The following is a 19,485-nucleotide window of genomic DNA, read 5'->3' as shown; positions in this document are numbered from 1 at the left end:
CGCGGCCCTTGTTCGGGCGGCAGTCGCGGCGCGCGGGCGGGTGGAGAATAGACACAGGCACCAGACGAGTCTGACACGCTTCGGCGGTGTAGGACAGGTGGCTCAGCCCTTGAATTTGCGCACTGTGCTCGCCGGATGGCGCTCCAGCGCGTCATCCACCCGCGCAGGCCGGTCCATCAATTCGCCGCCGCAATTGGGGCATTTGTCGTCGAGCTTTTCAGCGCATTCGGCGCAGAAGGTGCATTCGAACGAACAGATGAAGGCGCCCGCTTCGTCGGCGGGGAGATCGGTGCCGCAGCGTTCGCAATCGGGGCGCATTTCTAGCATGAGATGTCCTTTCTCCTCTCCCGCCCGCGGGAGGGGCTGGGGGTGGGCTCGCGCTCCCAACAAGCGGTCCGCTGCTTTGAAAGCGCGCGCCCACCCCTTGATCCCCTCCCGCTAGCGAGAGGGGAGGAAGAAGTCACCCCGCCGCCACGCGCACCGCGTCGCAAATCCGATCGACCACCGCCTCCACCTGCGCCGGATCGTCGCCTTCGGCCATCACGCGGATGACGGGTTCGGTGCCCGAGGGACGGATCACCAGGCGGCCCTTGCCCTTCAGCTCGGCTTCGGCTTCGGCGATCACCGCCTTGACGGCGTCGGCGTCGAGCGGCTTGCCGCCGGAGAAACGGACGTTCTTCAAGAGCTGCGGCAGGGGCTCGAAGCGATGGAGCAACTCGCTGGCCGGTGCGCCCGCCCATACCAGCTCCGCCAGAATCTGGAGCGCAGCGACCAGCCCGTCGCCGGTCGTCGCATAATCCGACAGGATGATGTGCCCCGATTGCTCGCCGCCAACGTTGTAACCCTGCGCGCGCATCGCCTCGAGCACGTGGCGGTCGCCCACCGCGGTGCGCACCAGCCCGATGCCCTGCGCCGCGAGATGCCGCTCCAGCCCGAGGTTTGACATGACGGTCGCGACGAGCCCGCCATTCTTGAGCCGCCCGCTGCGCGCCCAGCCGCTGGCGATCGTCGCCATCAACTGGTCGCCATCGACGACATGGCCTTTTTCATCCACCACGATCAGCCGGTCGGCATCGCCGTCGAGCGCGATGCCGAGCTGCGCGCCGCTCGCGACCACCGTCTCGCACAACAAGGCGGGCGCGGTCGATCCGACGCCGTCATTGATGTTCTTGCCGTTCGGGCTGACCCCGATCGCGACCACATCGGCGCCCAATTCCCACAGCGCGGTCGGCGCGACGCGGTACGATGCGCCGTTCGCGCAATCGACGACGATGCGCATTCCGTCGAGCCGCAGATCCTCCGGAAAGGTCGATTTGGCGAAATGGATATAGCGCCCCTGCGCATCGTCGACGCGGCGCGCGCGGCCGATTTCGGCGGCGGGGCTGAGCGCGATGTCGCTCTCGATCAACGCCTCGATCGCGGCTTCATCGGCGTCGGACAATTTGTAGCCGTCGGGCCCGAACAATTTGATGCCATTGTCGAAAAACGGATTGTGGCTGGCCGAGATCATCACGCCCAAATCGGCGCGCATCGATTGCGTCAGCATCGCGACCGCCGGGGTCGGCATCGGGCCGAGCAGCACCACGTCCATGCCGACCGAGGTGAACCCCGCGACCATCGCCGATTCGAGCATATAGCCCGACAGGCGCGTGTCCTTGCCGATCACCACGCGATGCTTGTGGTCGCCGCGGCGGAAGTGTGCGCCCGCCGCCATCCCGACCTGCATCGCCATCGCGGCGGTCATCGGGCTTTTGTTGGTGAGGCCACGAATCCCATCGGTGCCGAAATATTTTCTTGCCATTCGCACCCGTCCGTTCGGTTATGCCGTTTGCTTTGAAGGGCGTGATAGCGCCGCATATCAAGAAGGGCGAGTATGTCGCGAAGCTTGAACTCTCCATCGACCCGAATTCTCGGCGCGCTGGTCGCCGGGCTGGTGCTCGGCGTCGCGCTCGCGGCGTGGAGCCCGGCGGCGGTACCGGGCGTGGCGGCGGTCGCGCAGCCGATCGGCACGGCCTGGCTCAACGCCTTGCAGATGACGGTGATCCCGTTGGTCTTCTCGCTGCTCGTCACCGGCATCGCCGCCACGGCCGAGGCCGCGCGCAGCGGCGCGGTGGCGGCGCGCGGCATCGCGGTGATCCTGACGATCATGGTGGCGAGCGCGGTCAGCGCCGCGATCCTGACGCCGCTGTTCCTCGATTTTGCGCCCATGCCCGCCGAATCCGCCACGGCCCTGCGCGGGGCGCTGGCCGATGTCGCCCCGGCCGGGCCGGTCCCGCCGCTGGGCGACTTCATGGCGAGCATGGTGCCGAGCAACGTCTTTGCCGCCGCGTCGAATGGCGCGTTTCTGTCGCTAATCCTGTTCGGGCTGCTGTTTGCCTTTGCGCTCACCCGGATCGACCAAGCCGCGCGCGAGACGCTGACGGCAGTGTTCGGCGCGATCCGCGATACGATGCTGGTGATGATCGGCTGGATCATCTGGATCGCGCCGGTCGGCGTGTTCGCGCTCGCGCTGACGGTGGCGGCGAAGACCGGGACGGCGGCGGTCGGCGCGTTGTTGCACTACATCGTCACCGTGTCGTCGGTCGGCGTCGCGGTCAGCTTGCTCGCTTTGCCGCTGGCGGTATGGGGCGGGCGCGTCGCGCTGGGGCGGTTCCTGCGGGAAACGAGTCCGGCACTGGCGGTGGCGTTCAGCACGCAATCCTCGCTCGCCAGTATGCCCGCGATGCTGAAGGCAACCGAGGCGATGGGCGTGCCGGTCGCGACCTCGGGCGTCGTCCTGCCGCTGTGCGTCGCGATGCTGCGCGCGACCGGACCTGCGATGAATCTGGCCGTTGCGATCTATGTTGCGGGCTGGTTCGGCGTGCCGCTGACCTTCGCGACGCTCTCCGCCGCGACCTTCGTTGCCGTGCTGACCTCGCTCGGATCGGTCAGCCTGCCAGGGCAAATCAGCTTTGTCGGGGCGATTTCGCCGATTGCGGTTACGCTGGGCGTACCGCTCGCCCCGCTCGGGCTGCTCGTCGCGGTCGAGACGATCCCCGACATCTTCCGCACCGTCGGCAACGTGGTCTTCGACATGGCGGTGACGCTCACGGTGGCTGCGCGCAGCGACCCGGCCGAGCTCACCGCCGCCGATGCCCTGCTAAGCGACGCGCCTCAGCCGTAGATCCAGCGCCACACGCCCGCCGCCACCCCGGCGATCGGGATATGCGCCCAGGTGGCGGCGAGCCAGATCACGACGCCGCCGGCGATATCGTGCGGGCGGAAGCCGCCGAATTTGGCGCGGCGCTGCGCGATTGCCGCGAACGGCCAGTAGCTCGTCTTCGCTTCCCACGCGCGCCACGTCTCGCCCTGCAGCGCTTCCTTCTTGGCGTCCTGAAGCCGCGCGCCGACCAGAGCGAGGATGATGATCGCGACCGACACCACGATGTTCGCGGCGATCGGATAGACCGCTATGTGGCACAGCCCCCAAAGCGCGAACGCCCACATCATCGGGTGACGCGTGATCGCGAAGACGCCCTTCGCCACCGCAGGGGTCGGCTGACCCGGCGGGCCGGGCAAAGCGGGATTGCCGATCAGCGAGCCGACCAGCAGCACGCTCGCGACCAGCATGACCAAGGTCACCGGACCCCAGATGCCCTCACCTGCTGTCCATAGCGGCGCGGTGGCGGGCGATGCCTGATAGACATGCGCCAGCCAGCCGAGCGTGGCGAAGGCGACCAGCACATAGACGCCCATAAACCCGCCCGGTCCGAGCGCCTTCACCAAGGGCGCACGCAAGGGGTGTGACAGCAGGAAATGCGTGCCAACGAACGCCGCGGCGGCGATCGCTACCTGAGTCGTGTCGTCCATCTACCGTCCCCTTATTTGATGCCGTGCATCCACTTCTTGAGCGGCCAGGACAGGCCTAGCAGAATGATGCCGAGCACGATCGCGATTTCGGAAATCGTGGTGAACACGCCGACATAGGTATCCAGGCTGACCTTGAGGTTGGTCACTTGTCCGCCCACCGTTTCAACGCTGGCGAACTGCGCGACGATGCCGGCGACATATTGTGCGACGGCGATCGACAGGAACCAGACGCCCATCATCAGCCCCACGATCCGCGCGATCGACAGCTTTGTGATCATCGACAGGCCAACCGGCGAAATGCACAGCTCGGCGATGGAGTGGATCAGGTACAGCCCCGCCAGCCACCACAGACCAACCTTATAGTCGGCACCGGCAAACTGCGATCCCCATACCAGAAACAGAAAGCCCAGCCCGACACTGACCAGCGCGATGCCAAACTTGATCGGGATCGTCGGTTCCACCCCACGCGCCGCCATGGCATTCCACATGATGCTGAACACTGGCGCGAGCATGACGATGAACAGCGCGTTGAAAAACTGCGTCTGCCCTGCGGAGATCGAAAACCAGCCGAACACCGACAGATCGGTATTGCGATCAGCAAACAGGGTCAGCGAAGACCCCGCCTGTTCGAACAGCGTCCAGAACACGGTGTTGAACGTAATCAGCACCATCGCCGCCAGCATCATCTGAAATTCCGCGCGCGATCCCTTGAAATAGGACCAGCCTAGAATGCCGGGCACGCTGACCAGAAAGGTGCCGAACATGATCTTGCCCATGACCGGCAAGCCCAGAAAATAGCCGACGATGCCCGATCCCGCAGCAGGCGGCACATAGTTCATCAGGTTCGTGAACAGGAACCAGACGACGGGGATCATCAGTATGGCACCGGCATAGATGAAGACGTCGCGGTTGGTTGGTGCGTCGGCGGGGCGATCCCCGATCCCGTCCAGCTTGCCCCCGTCGAACTGGATCAGCAGCCACGAAATCATCATGCCAACCGCAGCAAGCGCAAACCCCGCCCACCAGCCAAGGCCGCCCCAACTGCCCATGCCCACCGCGAGAAGCGGGCACAGAATCTGCGAAAACAACGAGCCAAGATTGATGCCCATGTAGAAAATCGTGAACCCGGCATCGCGCCGTCGATCGCCCTGTGCATACAGTGCGCCGACCATTGTCGAGATATTGGGTTTGAAGAAACCATTGCCGATCGTGACCAGGGCCAGTCCGATCAACAGCAGGAAGACCGTAATCGGCGCGCGCTCACCGCCCGCCTCAAAACGGCCCGCCGCAATCTTGCGCACTTCGTTGCCGTCGGCCGCGAGCAGCGAGACCGTCTTGTCGTCATTGCCCTTGATCAGCAGTTGCTGGCCGCCCTCCCGAACGAATTGCTGCCGCGCCGCCCCCGTACCCTGCACGGTCACGTCGTAGCGCTGGCCATCGATGATCGCGAACGGGCGGGCCGCCTCGCCGCCGCCAAGGCACAAGGTGAGATACCCGAGCGACATCAGGATCGCACCGAACTTTACCGATCGTTTCGATCCCAGGAACCGATCCGCCATCAATCCGCCGATCAGCGGTGTCAGGTACACCAAGGCGGTGAAGCCGCCGTAGATGCCCGTGGTGGTCGTGTCGCTGAACAAGAAGTGCTGCGCCAGATAGAGCGTCAGCAGCGCGCGCATGCCGTAATAGCCGAACCGCTCCATCGCTTCGGTCGAAAACAGCCGCGCCAATTGCCGCGGGTGCCCAAACCAGGTCTCGCCTGCCGCCGGATTGACGTGCGTGATATCCGGCTCGCGCGGGGTATCCGCGGTCGGGGTGTCCACCATTTACTGCTCCTTGAATCTTTTTCGGCGCCATCGAACGCGGCGCCGTTGGTTACGGGCGAGACTAGCGGCAATCGCGGGTGTGTAAATATCTCTCCGCCCGCGTTACAGAGCAGCGATGCTCAACGACCCCTCCACTCCGCTCTCGCTCCTCGCCACGCGCCGCTCGGGCAAGCCCCGCGATCTGGTCGCGCCGGGCCCCGATGCCGCGCAGCTCGCCACCATCCTGGAAATCGCCGCGCGCGTGCCCGATCACGGCAAGCTCGCCCCGTGGCGCTTCGTGATCGTCGAAGCCGATCAACGCGCTGCGCTCGCGACCCTGATCACCGATGCGTATCGCGTCGAGCGCCCGCAGGCGGCGGCAAACGAGATCGCCGCGCTGGAACAGTTCGCGCATCAGGCCCCTGCGCTGGTGGTGGTCTTGTTCTCACCGCGCACCACCAGCCATATTCCGCTGTGGGAGCAGCAGCTGTCGGTCGGGGCAGCGTGCATGAACGTGCTGCACGCGGCACTTGCGCTGGGGTTCGCCGGTGGCTGGCTGACCGGCTGGCCGAGCTATTCCGACACGGTGCGCGATGCGTTCGGCGCAGAACCGGAACGGATCGCCGGGTTCTTTTTCCTCGGCACACCGGCAAAGCAATTAGAGGAACGCCCGCGTCCCGATATGAGCACGATCATTACAAGGTATGAGCCGTAAAGCACTGGACAGAATCGGCTATTGCTGTATTATAGCAGCATGACAGCCCTGAACAGCGAAGACAGCCCGGTCTACATCAAACTGCGCGGTACGATATCCGCAGCGATCCTGCGGGGCGAATTTCGGGCCGGCGACCAGCTCCCCTCGGTCCGCGCGCTTGCCGCCGAACATGGCGCCAACCCGCTGACCGTGGCCAAGGCGTATCAGAGCTTTCAGGACGACGGCTACGTCGAGGTGCGACGCGGTGTCGGCATGTTCGTGCTGCCGGGTGCCGCCGAACAGCTCCGCGCGGCCGAGCGCGAGCATTTCATCAAGACGAGCTGGCCGCGCATCGCCGCGCATATCGATCTGCTCGGACTCGACGTGGCGGATTTGCTCGAAGCGACGGCGTAAAGACCGCCCCTCTCTGTTCGCCCTGCGCTTGTCGAAGGGCCCTGTCCGGCGAGCGCCGTAACGTGTGAAGAGATGCCCTTCGACAGGCTCAAGGCGAACGGTTTTAGGGTCGTTCGATCGGTCAAGCCGACCGCTTCAATACGGCGTCGGTCGCGGCCGCGCAGTCTTCAATTCCTCGTCGCTGATCTCGATCCCGGGCTGGCTGTGGTCGACGCGGAACAGCACGCTGGTGCCATCGCGCCAGATTTCGACCAGACCCTGATTGAATTTCGGGTCATAAGCCGGCGGGCGCACTAGCCAGACATAGTCGAACGCATCGCGCGGGAAGCGCGCCATCGCCTTGCTGATCGGGCGCCACCATTCACGCGGGCATTGCGCGCTGGTCACGATCTGCGACGGATCATGCGCGAAACGGCGCGCGGGAAGGTATTTGGCGGTCAGCAATTGCGCCCCGGCCATCGACCATTGATCATTCGAATAGGCCATCTTGCGTTCGAGCGCGATCGCGGGGAGGTGTTCGAGGCGGCTCATCGTCCACGGCGCGCCGCATTGCGTGCCAATGAAAGTGACGAGCTTCGCGCCCACGGGAACATGATCGAGCGCCTTCAATTCGCGGTCATAATCGTTCGCGAACATCCAGTAACTCGCCGTGCCGGCGCCGATTCGGGCCACGAAGAAGACCAGACCCACCGCCGCCAGCGTCGCACTGCCGCGGATCGACAGGCCGCGCTTGGCGCGTACCGCGATCACCGCGACCGCGAAGACGAAGGGCACGAGCCGCATGTCGGCATAGGCCGATCCGAACACGATGCGCGGCAACAGCAGGTATACGGCAAGCAGGAACAGCGCCGACAGCCCGAGATTGCGCGAATATTCGACGTTCGGATCGCGAAAGCCGCGGAACAGGATCACTAGCAGCGCCGCGACCGAGGCCATGTCGAACGCCATCCAGCGATCGCGCAACGCCATCGTCGCATAGCCGATCTTGGCGCGCCAGTTGAACCAGTCGGCAGTCTGCCCGGTGACATGTTCGCCGCTGCGCCACGCGATCATCAGCACGATCGGCAAGGCGAGCGGAAGACAGCCGAGCCCGGCGCGGACCCACGCCTTGATCCAGCTGACCGGCCCGCGATCGATCCGGGCGTCATGCTGGCGGATCATCTCGCCCGAGAAGGCCAGCACCCCGAGCACACCCCAGCCGAAGGTGTGGCAAACCCACAACGCGCACGACAGCGGCACGAAGATCGCCGCACGCAGCCGGAAGCGTTTCTGCCGGGCGAGCCGCAACCACAGCGCAAAGGCGTTGAGCGCAATCGCCATCGCCAGCGCGAAATTCACGAAGCCGAACTGGAACGGATAACTGTATGCCAGCGGCAGCGCGAACAACGCGGTCGGCGGGATGCGACCGTGCACCTCGCGCGCGATCCACAGCAGGCCCGTCACCATCAGCGCGGGGATCGTCATGACGATCAGCTTGACCGCCAGCTCCAGTCCGAACAGCTTGGCGAGCGGGATGATCAGGATGTCGATCCCGAGATTGCCGATCAACTGCCAGTTGAAATTATACCAGTCGAGCAGCCAGGGATATTGATCGTGCGATAGTTGGACGCGGTAGCGCCCCATATGCCCCGGCAGATCGACCAGCGGCGGAATTTCGGGGCGGAGCAGCGGCACCATCGCGATCAGCGCCATGGCCGCGACGAAGGTCCGCGTCTGCCACCAATGCAGTGGCGGGCCGCCGTCTGCCGCGTTCGATCTGTGAATGTCCGCCCCGTTCATCTGCGGCTCTTACCGCGTGGGCGGTTCCGGAAACAAGTCGGGTTTGACAGCGAAGATGCGAAGCGCGCGATTGCGCGGCCCGACCGGTGTCAACCAGCGCGGCCCACCCCCGCTCCGCAGCGCGCCGGCGACCGACCCTGCCGGCGCATCGGCAAAGGCATCGCTGCACAGCGCGACATAGCGCACGCCCCAATGGCGCGCGATCGCGGCACCGTCCACCGGCGCGCCGAGGAAAAATCGATAGACCGCGAGGTTGCCGTCATTGTTGCGGTGGTAGGGCGCACCGACCACACCGAAGTGCGTAGCGCCGATCGCATAGGCCCCGAGATCGAGCGGCGCGAGCAACCGCCCGGGCGGCAGGGCGGCGAGATCGGCCAGCGCGTGCGGATCTGTGCAGGCCCCTTGCGATTGCCCGGAGGGTTCCGGGCCGGACGTCATACGGACCGACGGGGCAGGCACGACCGCATGCGCGGCGATCGGATAGAGCATACCGGCCGAGGCGACCCACGCGCTCGCCAGCCATACCGATCCGCGCGCGCGCGCCGCGGCAATCACCGCTGCAAGCCCGGGCGCCGCGAGGATCGCTCCGGCATAGGCCCCGCGCAGCTGCGCACAGGTCAACGCCAGCGCCACCAGTTGGACGATCAGCAAGCCCCCCCATCGGCGATCGCTTGTCGCCTTGAGCCGCCACGCACTCGCCACGACACCCGCCACCATCACGCCGCAATAGCCAATCGCCGTGGCAAGCGGGGCGGCGAACAGCGACTGCGCCTCACCGACCTTGCCCAGCCACAGCCGCGCCAGCAGCGGATCGACCATGCCGTACGGTGCCAGGCACTCGGGCGCGACCAGCACCATCCCGACCCCGATCAACGCGGCGATGATCGCCCCAAGTATGGCGCGCGTGAGCGGCCGGGCGATGTCGCGCGCGGCAAGCGCCATGCCCATCGGCGCGAACGCCGCGATCACTCCCGCGCGCCATGCGATCATCGTAAAGCCGTCGCATCCGGCGTAATTCCAGCCGTTGGTGCGGAACACGATCGACGCCGCGAGCAGCCCCATGCCGACCCCGATTCCGAAGCCCATCATCCGGTCATCAGCACCGGGACGCGCGCGCAGCCATTCGAGCGTCATCGCGGCGCCAGCGGCGACGATCAGCGGCGCGGTTTCCATCCCGACGACGAGGCTTGCGGCAGCAGCGAGGCCCGCCGCCAAACCCGGCTCCATCGCCGGGCGCGAGATAAGCGAGCGCACGATGATCAACAGCAGTACGATTTGAAGCCCGTGATGATCGATCCGCCCGGGCAGGAAGATCGTCGTGACGGGAAACGCGACCGCGGCGACCACGATCGCGGTCCGCGCGACCTGCGCGCCGCCCAGAACGCGCGCGATCCGCGCAGTCAGCGCCAGCGCGGCCGCGAACAACAACGTCGGCCACACGATCACGGCCGTAAGTTCGGCAGAATGGCTACCGATCAACGGGGTGAGGGAGCGGATGATCGCGCCCGGCACCAGATCGGGCAGGCGCGACCAGTGCATCGCCAGGCCAGGGGCCGCGCCGAGCCGGTGCTGCGACAGATCGGCAAAACGTTGCCCGCCGAGCCAATCGCGGATTTGCTGGAGGCGCATGACATCATCGGTGTCAGGCAAGCGCAACGCCGACAGCGCCGACCATTCCCGCCACGCCCACCCCGCCGCCATCACGACGGCCAGCGCAAGCGCGCACAGCACGTCGCCCAACCGGGTGCGGCGGAGGTCGTCGAGGTCCATGCCACACATGTACCGGCGCGCGGGTTAAGGTGGGGTTAGGCCGTACCTGCCGTCGTATCCTCGAATAAATCTTTAGCGTAGGGGAGATCGCCGAGCCGCTCGAGATGGCAAGCGGCATGGCAAGGCCATGACTGCCCCCCTTCCCCATTCGTCGTAATCGAAAGGGTGCACGGGTCTAAGCCAATCTCGTCGACCGGCTTTGAACAGAAGCAGCAGACACCGTTCTTCACTACGCTCTCCCGCTTACCGGTCGCGCCGCCCGAGCAGCCGCAAGCGGAGCGCCTGCAATTTGATGAAGCCCGCCGCATCGCGCTGGTCATACGCGCCCTGATCGTCTTCGAACGTCACGACCTTCTCCGAATACAGCGAATACGGCGATTTGCGCCCGGTCACGTTGACCGAACCCTTGTAGAGCTTCAGCCGGACGGTGCCCGTGACCTTGGCCTGGCTATGGTCGATCGCGGCTTGCAGCATCTCGCGCTCGGGGCTGAACCAGAAACCGTTATAGATCAGCTCGGCATAGCGCGGCGCGAGTTCGTCCTTCAAATGCGCGGCACCGCGATCGAGCGTCAATTGCTCGATCCCGCGATGCGCCAGATGATAAATCGTGCCGCCCGGCGTCTCATACATGCCGCGCGATTTCATGCCGACGAAGCGGTTCTCGACCAGATCGAGCCGCCCGATGCCGTGACGCCGGCCCATTTCGTTGAGCGTTTCGAGCAAGGTCGCAGGCGACATGCCGACGCCGTTGATCGCCACGCCGTCGCCGCCCTCGAAATCGATCGTAATCGTTTCCGGCTCGTTCGGTGCATCCTCTGGATTGACAGTGCGCGAATAGACGTAATCGGGGACTTCATCCCACGGATCCTCGAGCACTTTGCCCTCGGACGAGGTGTGCAGCATGTTGGCGTCGGTCGAGAACGGCGCTTCGCCGCGCTTGTCCTTGCTCACCGGAATCTGATGCTGTTCGGCGAATTCGATCAGCTTGGTGCGGCTGGTCAAATCCCATTCGCGCCACGGTGCGATCACCTTGATGTCGGGCGCGAGTGCGTAATAACCGAGTTCGAAGCGGACCTGATCATTGCCCTTGCCGGTCGCGCCGTGGCTGACCGCATCGGCGTTGAGCATCCGCGCGATTTCGATCTGTCGCTTGGCAATCAGCGGCCGCGCGATCGAGGTGCCGAGCAGGTACAGGCCCTCGTACAGCGCGTTGGCGCGCATCATCGGGAAGACGTATTCCGACACGAATTCCTCGCGCAGATCGTCGATGAAGATATGCTCGGGCTTTACGCCTGCCGCCTCGGCCTTTTTCCGCGCGGGCTCAAGCTCTTCGCCCTGCCCGAGATCGGCGGTAAAGGTGACGACCTCGCATTTATAGGTCTGCTGCAGCCATTTCAGGATGACGGATGTATCGAGCCCGCCCGAATAAGCGAGAACGACGCGATTGATGGACTCGGTCATGGCGGGCAGCTCCGGAGACGTACAGGAAACGCGAGCGCGTCTAGGGCGCGAACGCCGCCTGCACAATAAGGATGCGCACGCGGGCGACGATCAGAAGCGGGCGACCAGCGTTACCGGCAGGATATGGTCCATCCGGTCCTCCGCCCCGCGGCGGCGGATGTAACGGTTCATATAGCCGATGTCGGCGGTGACTTTCGGCGCGAGCGGGACGTTGAGACCGACGAAGTTGCGCACCTGATCGAACCCCGCCGCCTGACCGAACGGGGTGGAATTGAACGCGACGAAGGTCTCGCTCGACAGCACGAACTGCGTCTTGTGTCGGTCGATCGGCGTCGCGTAGCGGAACATCTGGCGTAGCCGGTGTCCGGTCCCGGACCGCCCCTCGACCCAGCGCTGTTCGAGCCGGGTGCGCGAGACCAACGTGCCGCCCGCGACCTTGCCGACGTTCCACATCGCCTGTTGCACCGCGCGATGCTCGTGCACGGCGGCGCGCCCGGTGGGATTGGTGAGGACATAGGTATAGCCGCCCCACAGGCTGAGCGACTTGGTCGCCTGCACACCGACCAGTGGCCGGATCAGCACGGTCGGCGAATCGGTGCCGTGATCGCTGGCGCGCAGCGACCGGTCGACCCAGCCGAGCAGCTTCCCCGACACCGGGGCCGTGACCCAGAACGACGCCCACGCCTCGCCATCCTGCTCTTGTGCGGAGGCGGGGGTTGGAAAAGCGGCAAGCAGCGTCAGCGCCGCAGCGGCTACCCTATGCGATCCGGTCATTCGATTCTTCTCCCGAGGCGAAGACCGGCTCAGCGTTGTGCGCGGTATTTCTGCTCCATCTCCATTATATAGTCGCGCGTGATCGGCAGGGTGTGGCGGCTCTTGGCGAACTGAACCTGATAATTCACCATCCCGCCGAACTGGAACGCGGCGCCGGCACCCGCCAGATAGAATTGCCACATGCGGTAGAAATTCTCGTCGTACAAAGCGATGATCTGCTCGCGCGCGGCGACCACACGGTCGTACCACGCATCGAGTGTATAACCGTAATGCAGCCGCAGCACTTCGACATCGGTGACCATGAAGCGCAGGCTTTCATTGGCCGAGATGATCTCCGACAGCGCCGGATTGTACCCGCCCGGGAAAATCCACTTGGTAGTCCATTTGTCGGTCACCCCCGGCCCGCCCGCGCGACCGATCGTGTGGAGCAGCATCACGCCGTCATCGCTCAGCAAGTCGCGGCATTGCCGGAAGAACGTCGTGTAATGCGCCGGCCCGACATGTTCGAACATGCCGACCGAGACGATCCGGTCGAACGTGCCGGTCACGTGGCGGTAATCGATCAGTTCGAACTTCACCTTGTCAGCGACACCTGCTGCCGCCGCGCGTTCGCGCGCGACCTTCAATTGCTCCTCCGACAGCGTGACGCCGAGCACTTCGGCACCGGTATGCTGATGCAGGTACAGCGCCATCCCGCCCCAGCCGCAGCCGATGTCGAGCACGGTCATGCCGGGCTTCAGCGCCAGTTTGGCCGCGATATGCGCTTTCTTGTCGTCCTGCGCGCGCTCCAGCGTGTGGGCGGGGTCGGTATAATAGGCGCAGCTATATTGCCGGTCAGCATCGAGGAACAAATCATAGAGCCGGTCCGACAGATCGTAATGGTGCGCGACGTTGCGCTTCGAGCGGCGCGCCATATTGATCCGCCCGATGCGGTGCGTGACCGCTTGCACCGCGCGGCGCGAGGGCGCTGCGGCGAGGCCATTATTGCCCGCTTCCCACGGATCGTTCATCGTCAGCAACCGGACAAGATCGCGGACATCGCCCTGCTCGACCACCAGCCGACCGTTCATATACGCCTCACCCGCGCCGAGACCCGGATCGCGGACGATCGCCGCGGCCGCACCCGCATCGGTGAAGCGGATCGCAACGTCGGGATAGCCCGGCGTCGGCGTACCGAAATTCAGTGTCTTGCCATCGGCATGGTGAACGGTGAGCGTGCCATGCGTAACGCGGCGGGCGAGGAAAAGATCGATCAGAGCCATGGCCCGTTCCTAAAGTCGCGGTCCGAGCGCGGCAATGGGGTCGATCGCTTTGGGCAGCACTGCACGACGGAAATCAGATGCCCGCATACCAATCGTAATCGATCGCATCTTCCCAATAGCCGCCCTTGCCCTTGCCGATCCCGGCAAGCGAGTCGACCGCATCGATCTGCATCACATATTTGGCATTTTTATAGCCAAGTTGCCGTTCGACCCGCAGCCGGATGGGTGCGCCGTGCGCCACGCTGAGGATGGCATCGTTCATTGCCCAGGCGAGGATCGTCTGGGGGTGGAACGCGTCGACCAGATCGATCGATTCGTAATAGTTATGGCCCGAATAGAGGTCGGCGCAGGTGAACACGATGTAGCGCGCGGTGCTGCGCACCCCCGCCGCGTGCAGGATCGTGCCGAGCATCGGCCCGTGCCATTTGCCGATCGCGCTCCAGCCCTCGACGCAATCGTGCCGCGTGATTTGCGTGCGCGCGGGCATCGCCAGCAATTGCTGATGTGAGATGTCGAGCGGTCGGTTGACCAGTCCGCCGACCTTCAGCCGCCAATTGGCGAATTTTTCCGCGACCATCGCGTTATAGGTCGGCGTATTGGGATTGGCGGTGCCGTTGACGCGGAAGATCGGCGACATTTGGTCGGGGCGATATTCCTTCGCCAGCGAATCGCGGTTGGTGAGCGCGCGCGCGAGCCGGTAATTGAGCGTCTCGCCGGAAAAGACGAGCTTGCGCCCCAGCGGATTGGCCACGAATTTCTCGCACCCCGAAAGCAACGCGCCCGCGCCGAGCGCACCAGTGGTGAGCAACGCCCGCCGCGTGATGATGCCGCTCATGCTCCATGCTCCTGCGTCTTCGCGCCGTGATCGTCCGGCACAGTCCACCAGCCGGTGATCATCGATTTCACCTCACCGAACGCCCCCGCCAGAATGACCAGCGCGACATGGACGATAATGAAGACCACCAGCCCCGATGCGGCAAGGAAATGCACCGATCGCGCCGAGGCGCGCCCGCCGACGATATCGAGTACCCATGGCCACGCCGCCGCCATCGTCGGCGACAGCGCAAGGCCCGAGACGATCATCGCCGGGATCAGCACGAAGATCGCGGTTACATAGGCGAGCTTCTGGAAGATGTTGCGCGCGTTGGGATTCTTCGGATCGTGAAAACGGAGTGCTGCATGTTCCTTGGCATCGAACCACAGATGCGCCGGGGCCATTTCCTTCAGCCGGATGCGCAAATCCTTCTGGAAATGCTTGTTGAGCAGGCTCGACACCATGAAGAACAGCAGCCCGAACGCGAACACCAAGGCGAAGGTGAGATGCCAGCGCCGCGCGAGCGCGAGGTTATAGCCCGCCGGGATCGTGAGATACGACGGCGCGCGCGGCGGGTTGAACCATGGGTGATCCGGATTGGCACCGAAGTCTCCCCAATAGAGATGCGGATGCGCGTTGAGGATCGTCAGCCCGCTGCCGATCATGATGAAGATCGTCACGACATTGACCCAATGCCAGAGGCGCGTGGTCAGCCGGTGGCGATACAGCGCGGTGCCGGGCGGCGGAACCACCGCCGGTGCGGCGGGTTCGGGCGATGGAGCGAGGCTTGCTTCGGTCATGCAGGTCCCTATTCGTCCAGGATCGACTTTGGTTACGCTGGTTCCGGGGTGTACGCCAATCGCCCCTGTCCGACACCGCCAATCCACCGCCGGAGACCGTTACGGGATGCGACAGCACCATTTCTACGAGCCACGCGATGGCCACAAGACCGTCCCCGGCCTGGCGCATGATCCGCTCAACGCGATCATCGCGCCGCGGCCGATCGGCTGGATCAGCACGCTGTCGGCGACGGGCGTGCGCAATCTCGCACCCTACAGCTTCTTCAACCTGTTCAATTACCGCCCGCCGATCATCGGCTTCGCATCGACCGGGTGGAAGGACAGCGCCGCCAACATCACCGAAACGGGCGAATTCGTGTGGAACCTCGCCACGCGCGCGTTGGGCGAGGCGATGAACGCAAGCTCGGCGACGGTCGCGCCGGACGTCGATGAATTCACCCTCGGGGGGCTTGAAGCGGCCCCCTCGCGCCTTGTCGCGGCACCGCGCGTCGCGGCCAGTCCGGTCGCGTTCGAATGCCGCCACACCCAGACGCTACGCCTGACCGACCTCGCCGGAACCGAACTGACGACCTGGCTGATCCTGGGCGAAGTGATCGGCATCCACATCGCGCCCGATCTGATCGCGGAGGGCAGCTATCGCACCGCCGCCGCCCACCCGATCCTGCGCGGCGGCGGCGCGGCGGATTATTTCGAGGTGCGCGACGACGCCTTGTTCCAGATGCGCCGACCGGCCTAGGGATCGGCGCATTTCCCGAAAGAACGCGGCCGAGCGCGGCGCTGCCAGACGCGGCCACCAAGGAGCGAGCAATGAGCGACCCGTCGACCGTTTGGGCTGGAGCGCAAGTCCGCAAATGGCTTGAACGCCGACTGGCTGCGGCAAAGCTGGATCAAGCGGCCGCCGACCGGGCCGGCTACGCATCACGCGACGATTACGACAAGGCCGCCGCCGAGGAATGGGTCTGTCGTACGCTACACGCCGATGATTCGACCGAAGCGCAGGATGCGCTGGCCAAACGCATCAAGGCATTGATCGGCCAGGAGGACTATCGCGTGGCCGGGATCAATGACGATGTGCGGTTCGAGCGGCATGTCCGCGCGTACCTCCGCCAATTGGCGAAAATGACCAAGGCCAATGCGGGGTTCGATAATCTGCTGCGGTTCCGGTAGACCCGGCGCGGCGCGTCACCGCGTCGGCACCGGCTCCGGCCCCGAATAATCGTAAAAGCCGCGCCCGGTCTTGCGGCCGTACCAGCCCGCTTCGACGTACTTCACCAGCACTGGCGCCGGGCGGAACTTGGGGTCGCCCGTCCCCTCGAACAGCACGCGGGTGATTTCCAGACAGGTGTCGAGCCCGATGAAATCGGCAAGCGTCAGCGGGCCCATCGGGTGGTTGAGGCCAAGCTGGCAGCCGAGATCGATATCGCGCACGCTCGCCACGCCCTCGCCCAGCGCAAAGCACGCTTCGTTGAGCATCGGCATCAGCACGCGGTTGACGATAAAGCCCGGCGCATCGTTGGCGCGCACGACTTGCTTGCCGAGCGTGCCGACATAGGCATCGACCGCATCGACCGTCGCATCGCTGGTGGCGAGGCCGCGAATCAGCTCGACTAGGCCCATCACCGGCACCGGATTGAAGAAATGCACGCCCATGAAGCGCGCCGGATCGGGGGCAGCCTGCGCCAACCGCGTGATCGGGATCGAGGAGGTGTTGCTGGCGAGGATCGCGGTCTCGGACAGCACCTTGCCGACTTCGCCGAAGATCGCGCGCTTGACGGCTTCGCGCTCGGTCGCGGCCTCGATGACGAGAAACGCAGGGGCCATGTCGGCAACGCTCTCGACCGGCTCGATCAGCGCGAGCGCGGCGTCGCGCGCTTGCGGAGTGATCTTTTCCTTGGTCACCGCGCGGTCGAGCTGCTTGGCGATCCCGGCCTTGCCTGCCTCCGCGCGCTCGCGCGAGACGTCGGACAGCAGCACATGATAGCCGGCCTGCGCCGAAACCTGGGCGATTCCCGCCCCCATCTGGCCTGCGCCGATCACGCCGATGCTCTTCATGCTGCCGTTTCCCTTGGTGAAAGCTCCGCGCTCCCTCGCATTTCACCCGGGCCGTGTCATCCCCGCCCTGCATTTACGGCGGTCCGTGGTTAACCGATTGAATACCAAATCGCGGGTAAGCCCGGAGCATCGCGTCCTACCGGACGCGCGCAGCGCAGGGGCAGAACGCAGACCATGTTTCCCATTATAGGCCTTGTCGTCCTGCTGGTGATGATCTTCGGTGGTTTTGCGATCACTGGTGGCGCGCTTGGCCCCGTGATGGAGGCGATCCCGCACGAAATGCTGATCATCGGCGGCGCCGCGGTCGGCGCGCTGATCATCGGCAATTCGATGAAGGAGCTGAAGGCGCTCGGCGGCGGCGTGATGAAGGTCTTCAAGGGGCCGCAATATAAGAAACAGGATTATCTCGACGTCATCTTCTTGGTCAGCAAGCTGATGAAGATGCTGCGCACCGAGGGGCCGATCGCGCTTGAGCCGCATGTCGAGGATCCGAGCTCATCGGCGGTCTTTGCCGAATATCCGCGCCTACTGTCGGACCACACGCTGACCAATTTGATCGCCGATACGCTGCGTCTCGTCGTCGTGTCGTCGGGCACGCTCGACGTCCATGCGGTCGAGGACGTGATGGATAACATGATCAAGACGCACCATCACGAGGTGGAAGGGCCGCACGGCACGATCTCATCGCTCGCCGATGCGCTGCCCGCGCTCGGCATCGTCGCCGCCGTGCTCGGCGTGGTGAAGACGATGGGATCGATCGACAAGCCGCCCGCGATTCTCGGCGCGATGATCGGGTCGGCGCTGGTCGGCACCTTCATGGGCGTGTTGCTGGCGTACGGCATCGTCGCGCCACTCGCCAATCGGCTGAAGCAAGTGATCGAGGCCGATGCCGCAATCTATCATGTGGTCAAGCAGATCATCATCGCCTCGCTCCACGGCCACCCGCAGCCGCTGGTGATCGAAGCGGCGCGCTCGGGGATCGCGCATTCGAACCAGCCGGGCTTTGCCGAAGTGTTCGACGGGCTGCGGGGGCGGTGATGTTTGATCGGCTCACGCCGATGAGCGGCATGCCGCGAGGCGCCGCATAATGGCCGCCCGCGCGCCGCACGGCACCAATGTGCCGCCCAAAATCATTTACAAGAAGATCTACATCGAGGGGCATGGCGGCCATCATGGCGGCGCATGGAAGGTCGCCTATGCCGATTTCGTCACCGCGATGATGGCGTTCTTCCTGCTGATGTGGCTGCTCGGCGCGACCAATGAAAAGCAGCGCAAGGCGCTCGCCGATTATTTCTCGCCAACACTGATCGAGTTCAAGCAGAACAGCGCGGGTTCAAACGGCATTTTCGGCGGCTCGTCGATCACCGACAAGGACAATTACGCGCACCGCGCGAGCCAGACCGGCACGCGATCGATGACGGTCCCGGTCGAAGCGACCGGTGGCGACCAGGTCGGCACCGGGCAGAAGGGCACGCTCAAGGACAAGGCCGCCTTGTCCGCCGAAGACCGCAAGAATTTTGAGGCGATGAAGCGCACGGTCGATTCGGCGATGGCCGCCAGTCCCAATCTGTCGAAACTGTCGAAGCATGTCCGCTTCGTACGCACGCCCGACGGGTTGCGGATCGATCTGCTCGATGATGCAGACTATTCGATGTTCGATCTCGGCACCACACAGCTCGAGGGTCGGGCGTCGTCGCTGATCGGGCTGATCGCACAAACGATCAAGACCACCAGCAACCCGATCATGATCCGCGGCCATACCGACAGCCTCGGCTATGGCGATCCGCTGGCAATGAACAATTGGATGCTGTCGAGCGCACGCGCCGAGGCGACCAGGCGGCGGCTGGCTGCGGGCGGGATCGGCGAGACGCGCTTCAACCGGATCGAGGGCGTCGCCGACCGCGAACCGATGATCAAGGACAACCCGACCGACCCGCGCAATCGCCGCGTCGCGATCACCCTGCTCTACCGCGCGACCGCCTTCGGTCAGTGACGGCCGGTCTACGCCTTC

Annotated in this window: 19 protein-coding genes; 7 read left to right on the top strand and 12 right to left on the bottom strand. The window is 64.9% G+C overall.

Going from position 1 to position 19,485, the window contains the following annotated elements; translation table 11 throughout:
• Positions 1-102: 102 nt before the first annotated feature.
• Positions 103-327, bottom strand: coding sequence for a DUF1272 domain-containing protein (locus HMP06_RS14960; RefSeq protein ID WP_176497789.1), 225 nt, complete (start codon positions 325-327; stop codon positions 103-105).
• A gap of 133 nt (positions 328-460) precedes the next feature.
• Positions 461-1,801 (bottom strand): phosphoglucosamine mutase, encoded by a 1,341-nt coding sequence (glmM, locus tag HMP06_RS14955; RefSeq protein WP_176497788.1) that lies wholly within the window; start codon positions 1,799-1,801, stop codon positions 461-463.
• A 72-nt stretch (positions 1,802-1,873) separates the two neighbouring features.
• Between glmM and HMP06_RS14950 the strand changes: the two genes are divergently transcribed.
• On the top strand, positions 1,874-3,163 hold the full coding sequence (locus HMP06_RS14950) for a dicarboxylate/amino acid:cation symporter (RefSeq protein WP_176497787.1): 1,290 nt from the start codon (positions 1,874-1,876) through the stop codon (positions 3,161-3,163).
• Here HMP06_RS14950 and HMP06_RS14945 read toward each other — a convergent pair.
• On the bottom strand, positions 3,154-3,849 hold the full coding sequence (locus HMP06_RS14945; RefSeq protein ID WP_176497786.1) for an NnrU family protein: 696 nt from the start codon (positions 3,847-3,849) through the stop codon (positions 3,154-3,156). The genes HMP06_RS14950 and HMP06_RS14945 overlap by 10 nt on opposite strands.
• An 11-nt stretch (positions 3,850-3,860) precedes the next feature.
• A complete protein-coding gene (locus tag HMP06_RS14940) occupies positions 3,861-5,675 on the bottom strand; it encodes a peptide MFS transporter (protein WP_176497785.1) in 1,815 nt (604 codons plus the stop codon).
• Positions 5,676-5,790: 115 nt separating this feature from the next.
• On the opposite strand from HMP06_RS14940, the gene HMP06_RS14935 reads away from it, so the two are divergent.
• Entirely contained in the window at positions 5,791-6,369 is a 579-nt protein-coding gene (locus HMP06_RS14935; protein ID WP_176497784.1) for a nitroreductase family protein, read from the top strand.
• Between the two features lie 39 nt (positions 6,370-6,408).
• Positions 6,409-6,762: a GntR family transcriptional regulator gene (locus HMP06_RS14930; RefSeq protein ID WP_176497783.1), complete on the top strand. Its 354-nt coding sequence runs from the start codon at positions 6,409-6,411 to the stop codon at positions 6,760-6,762.
• A gap of 135 nt (positions 6,763-6,897) precedes the next feature.
• Here the strand turns inward: HMP06_RS14930 and HMP06_RS14925 are convergent, their stop codons facing one another.
• The 7 genes from HMP06_RS14925 to HMP06_RS14895 all read right to left on the bottom strand — a co-directional run bounded on the left by HMP06_RS14925 (position 6,898) and on the right by HMP06_RS14895 (position 15,422).
• Positions 6,898-8,541, bottom strand: a complete 1,644-nt coding sequence (locus HMP06_RS14925; protein WP_176497782.1) for a hypothetical protein — start codon at positions 8,539-8,541, stop codon at positions 6,898-6,900.
• A gap of 9 nt (positions 8,542-8,550) precedes the next feature.
• Positions 8,551-10,311: a hypothetical protein gene (locus HMP06_RS14920; RefSeq protein ID WP_176497781.1), complete on the bottom strand. Its 1,761-nt coding sequence runs from the start codon at positions 10,309-10,311 to the stop codon at positions 8,551-8,553.
• A 243-nt stretch (positions 10,312-10,554) separates the two neighbouring features.
• On the bottom strand, positions 10,555-11,772 hold the full coding sequence (locus HMP06_RS14915) for an argininosuccinate synthase (protein WP_176497780.1): 1,218 nt from the start codon (positions 11,770-11,772) through the stop codon (positions 10,555-10,557).
• 90 nt (positions 11,773-11,862) lie between these two features.
• The gene (locus tag HMP06_RS14910; RefSeq protein ID WP_176497779.1) at positions 11,863-12,546 is read right to left on the bottom strand and encodes a DUF2490 domain-containing protein; all 684 of its coding nucleotides are present in this window, start codon (positions 12,544-12,546) and stop codon (positions 11,863-11,865) included.
• 29 nt (positions 12,547-12,575) lie between these two features.
• The gene (locus tag HMP06_RS14905; RefSeq protein WP_176497778.1) at positions 12,576-13,808 is read right to left on the bottom strand and encodes an SAM-dependent methyltransferase; all 1,233 of its coding nucleotides are present in this window, start codon (positions 13,806-13,808) and stop codon (positions 12,576-12,578) included.
• Between the two features lie 73 nt (positions 13,809-13,881).
• Positions 13,882-14,643 (bottom strand): molybdopterin-dependent oxidoreductase, encoded by a 762-nt coding sequence (locus HMP06_RS14900; RefSeq protein WP_176497777.1) that lies wholly within the window; start codon positions 14,641-14,643, stop codon positions 13,882-13,884.
• The gene (locus tag HMP06_RS14895) at positions 14,640-15,422 is read right to left on the bottom strand and encodes a cytochrome b/b6 domain-containing protein (RefSeq protein ID WP_176497776.1); all 783 of its coding nucleotides are present in this window, start codon (positions 15,420-15,422) and stop codon (positions 14,640-14,642) included. The genes HMP06_RS14900 and HMP06_RS14895 overlap by 4 nt, the downstream gene beginning before the upstream one ends.
• A 106-nt stretch (positions 15,423-15,528) precedes the next feature.
• Here HMP06_RS14895 and HMP06_RS14890 point away from each other — a divergent pair, with 106 nt between their 5' ends.
• On the top strand, positions 15,529-16,158 hold the full coding sequence (locus HMP06_RS14890) for a flavin reductase family protein (protein WP_176497775.1): 630 nt from the start codon (positions 15,529-15,531) through the stop codon (positions 16,156-16,158).
• Positions 16,159-16,229: 71 nt separating this feature from the next.
• On the top strand, positions 16,230-16,589 hold the full coding sequence (locus tag HMP06_RS14885; protein WP_176497774.1) for a hypothetical protein: 360 nt from the start codon (positions 16,230-16,232) through the stop codon (positions 16,587-16,589).
• 15 nt (positions 16,590-16,604) lie between these two features.
• Here the strand turns inward: HMP06_RS14885 and HMP06_RS14880 are convergent, their stop codons facing one another.
• Complete coding sequence (locus HMP06_RS14880; protein WP_176497773.1) at positions 16,605-17,474, bottom strand: 3-hydroxybutyryl-CoA dehydrogenase; 870 nt, start codon at positions 17,472-17,474, stop codon at positions 16,605-16,607.
• Between the two features lie 174 nt (positions 17,475-17,648).
• On the opposite strand from HMP06_RS14880, the gene motA reads away from it, so the two are divergent.
• The gene (gene motA, locus HMP06_RS14875; protein ID WP_176497772.1) at positions 17,649-18,512 is read left to right on the top strand and encodes a flagellar motor stator protein MotA; all 864 of its coding nucleotides are present in this window, start codon (positions 17,649-17,651) and stop codon (positions 18,510-18,512) included.
• Between the two features lie 49 nt (positions 18,513-18,561).
• Positions 18,562-19,467 carry a flagellar motor protein MotB gene (locus HMP06_RS14870; protein ID WP_176497771.1) on the top strand — a complete coding sequence of 302 codons (906 nt, stop codon included), beginning with the start codon at positions 18,562-18,564 and terminating at the stop codon, positions 19,465-19,467.
• Positions 19,468-19,485 lie beyond the last annotated feature (18 nt).

Origin of the sequence: Sphingomonas sp. HMP6 (assembly GCF_013374095.1) — a bacterium.
Taxonomy (GTDB): domain Bacteria; phylum Pseudomonadota; class Alphaproteobacteria; order Sphingomonadales; family Sphingomonadaceae; genus Sphingomonas.
The sequence above is the reverse complement of the archived record's forward strand: the minus strand, read 5'-3'. Positions and strand labels throughout refer to the sequence as shown.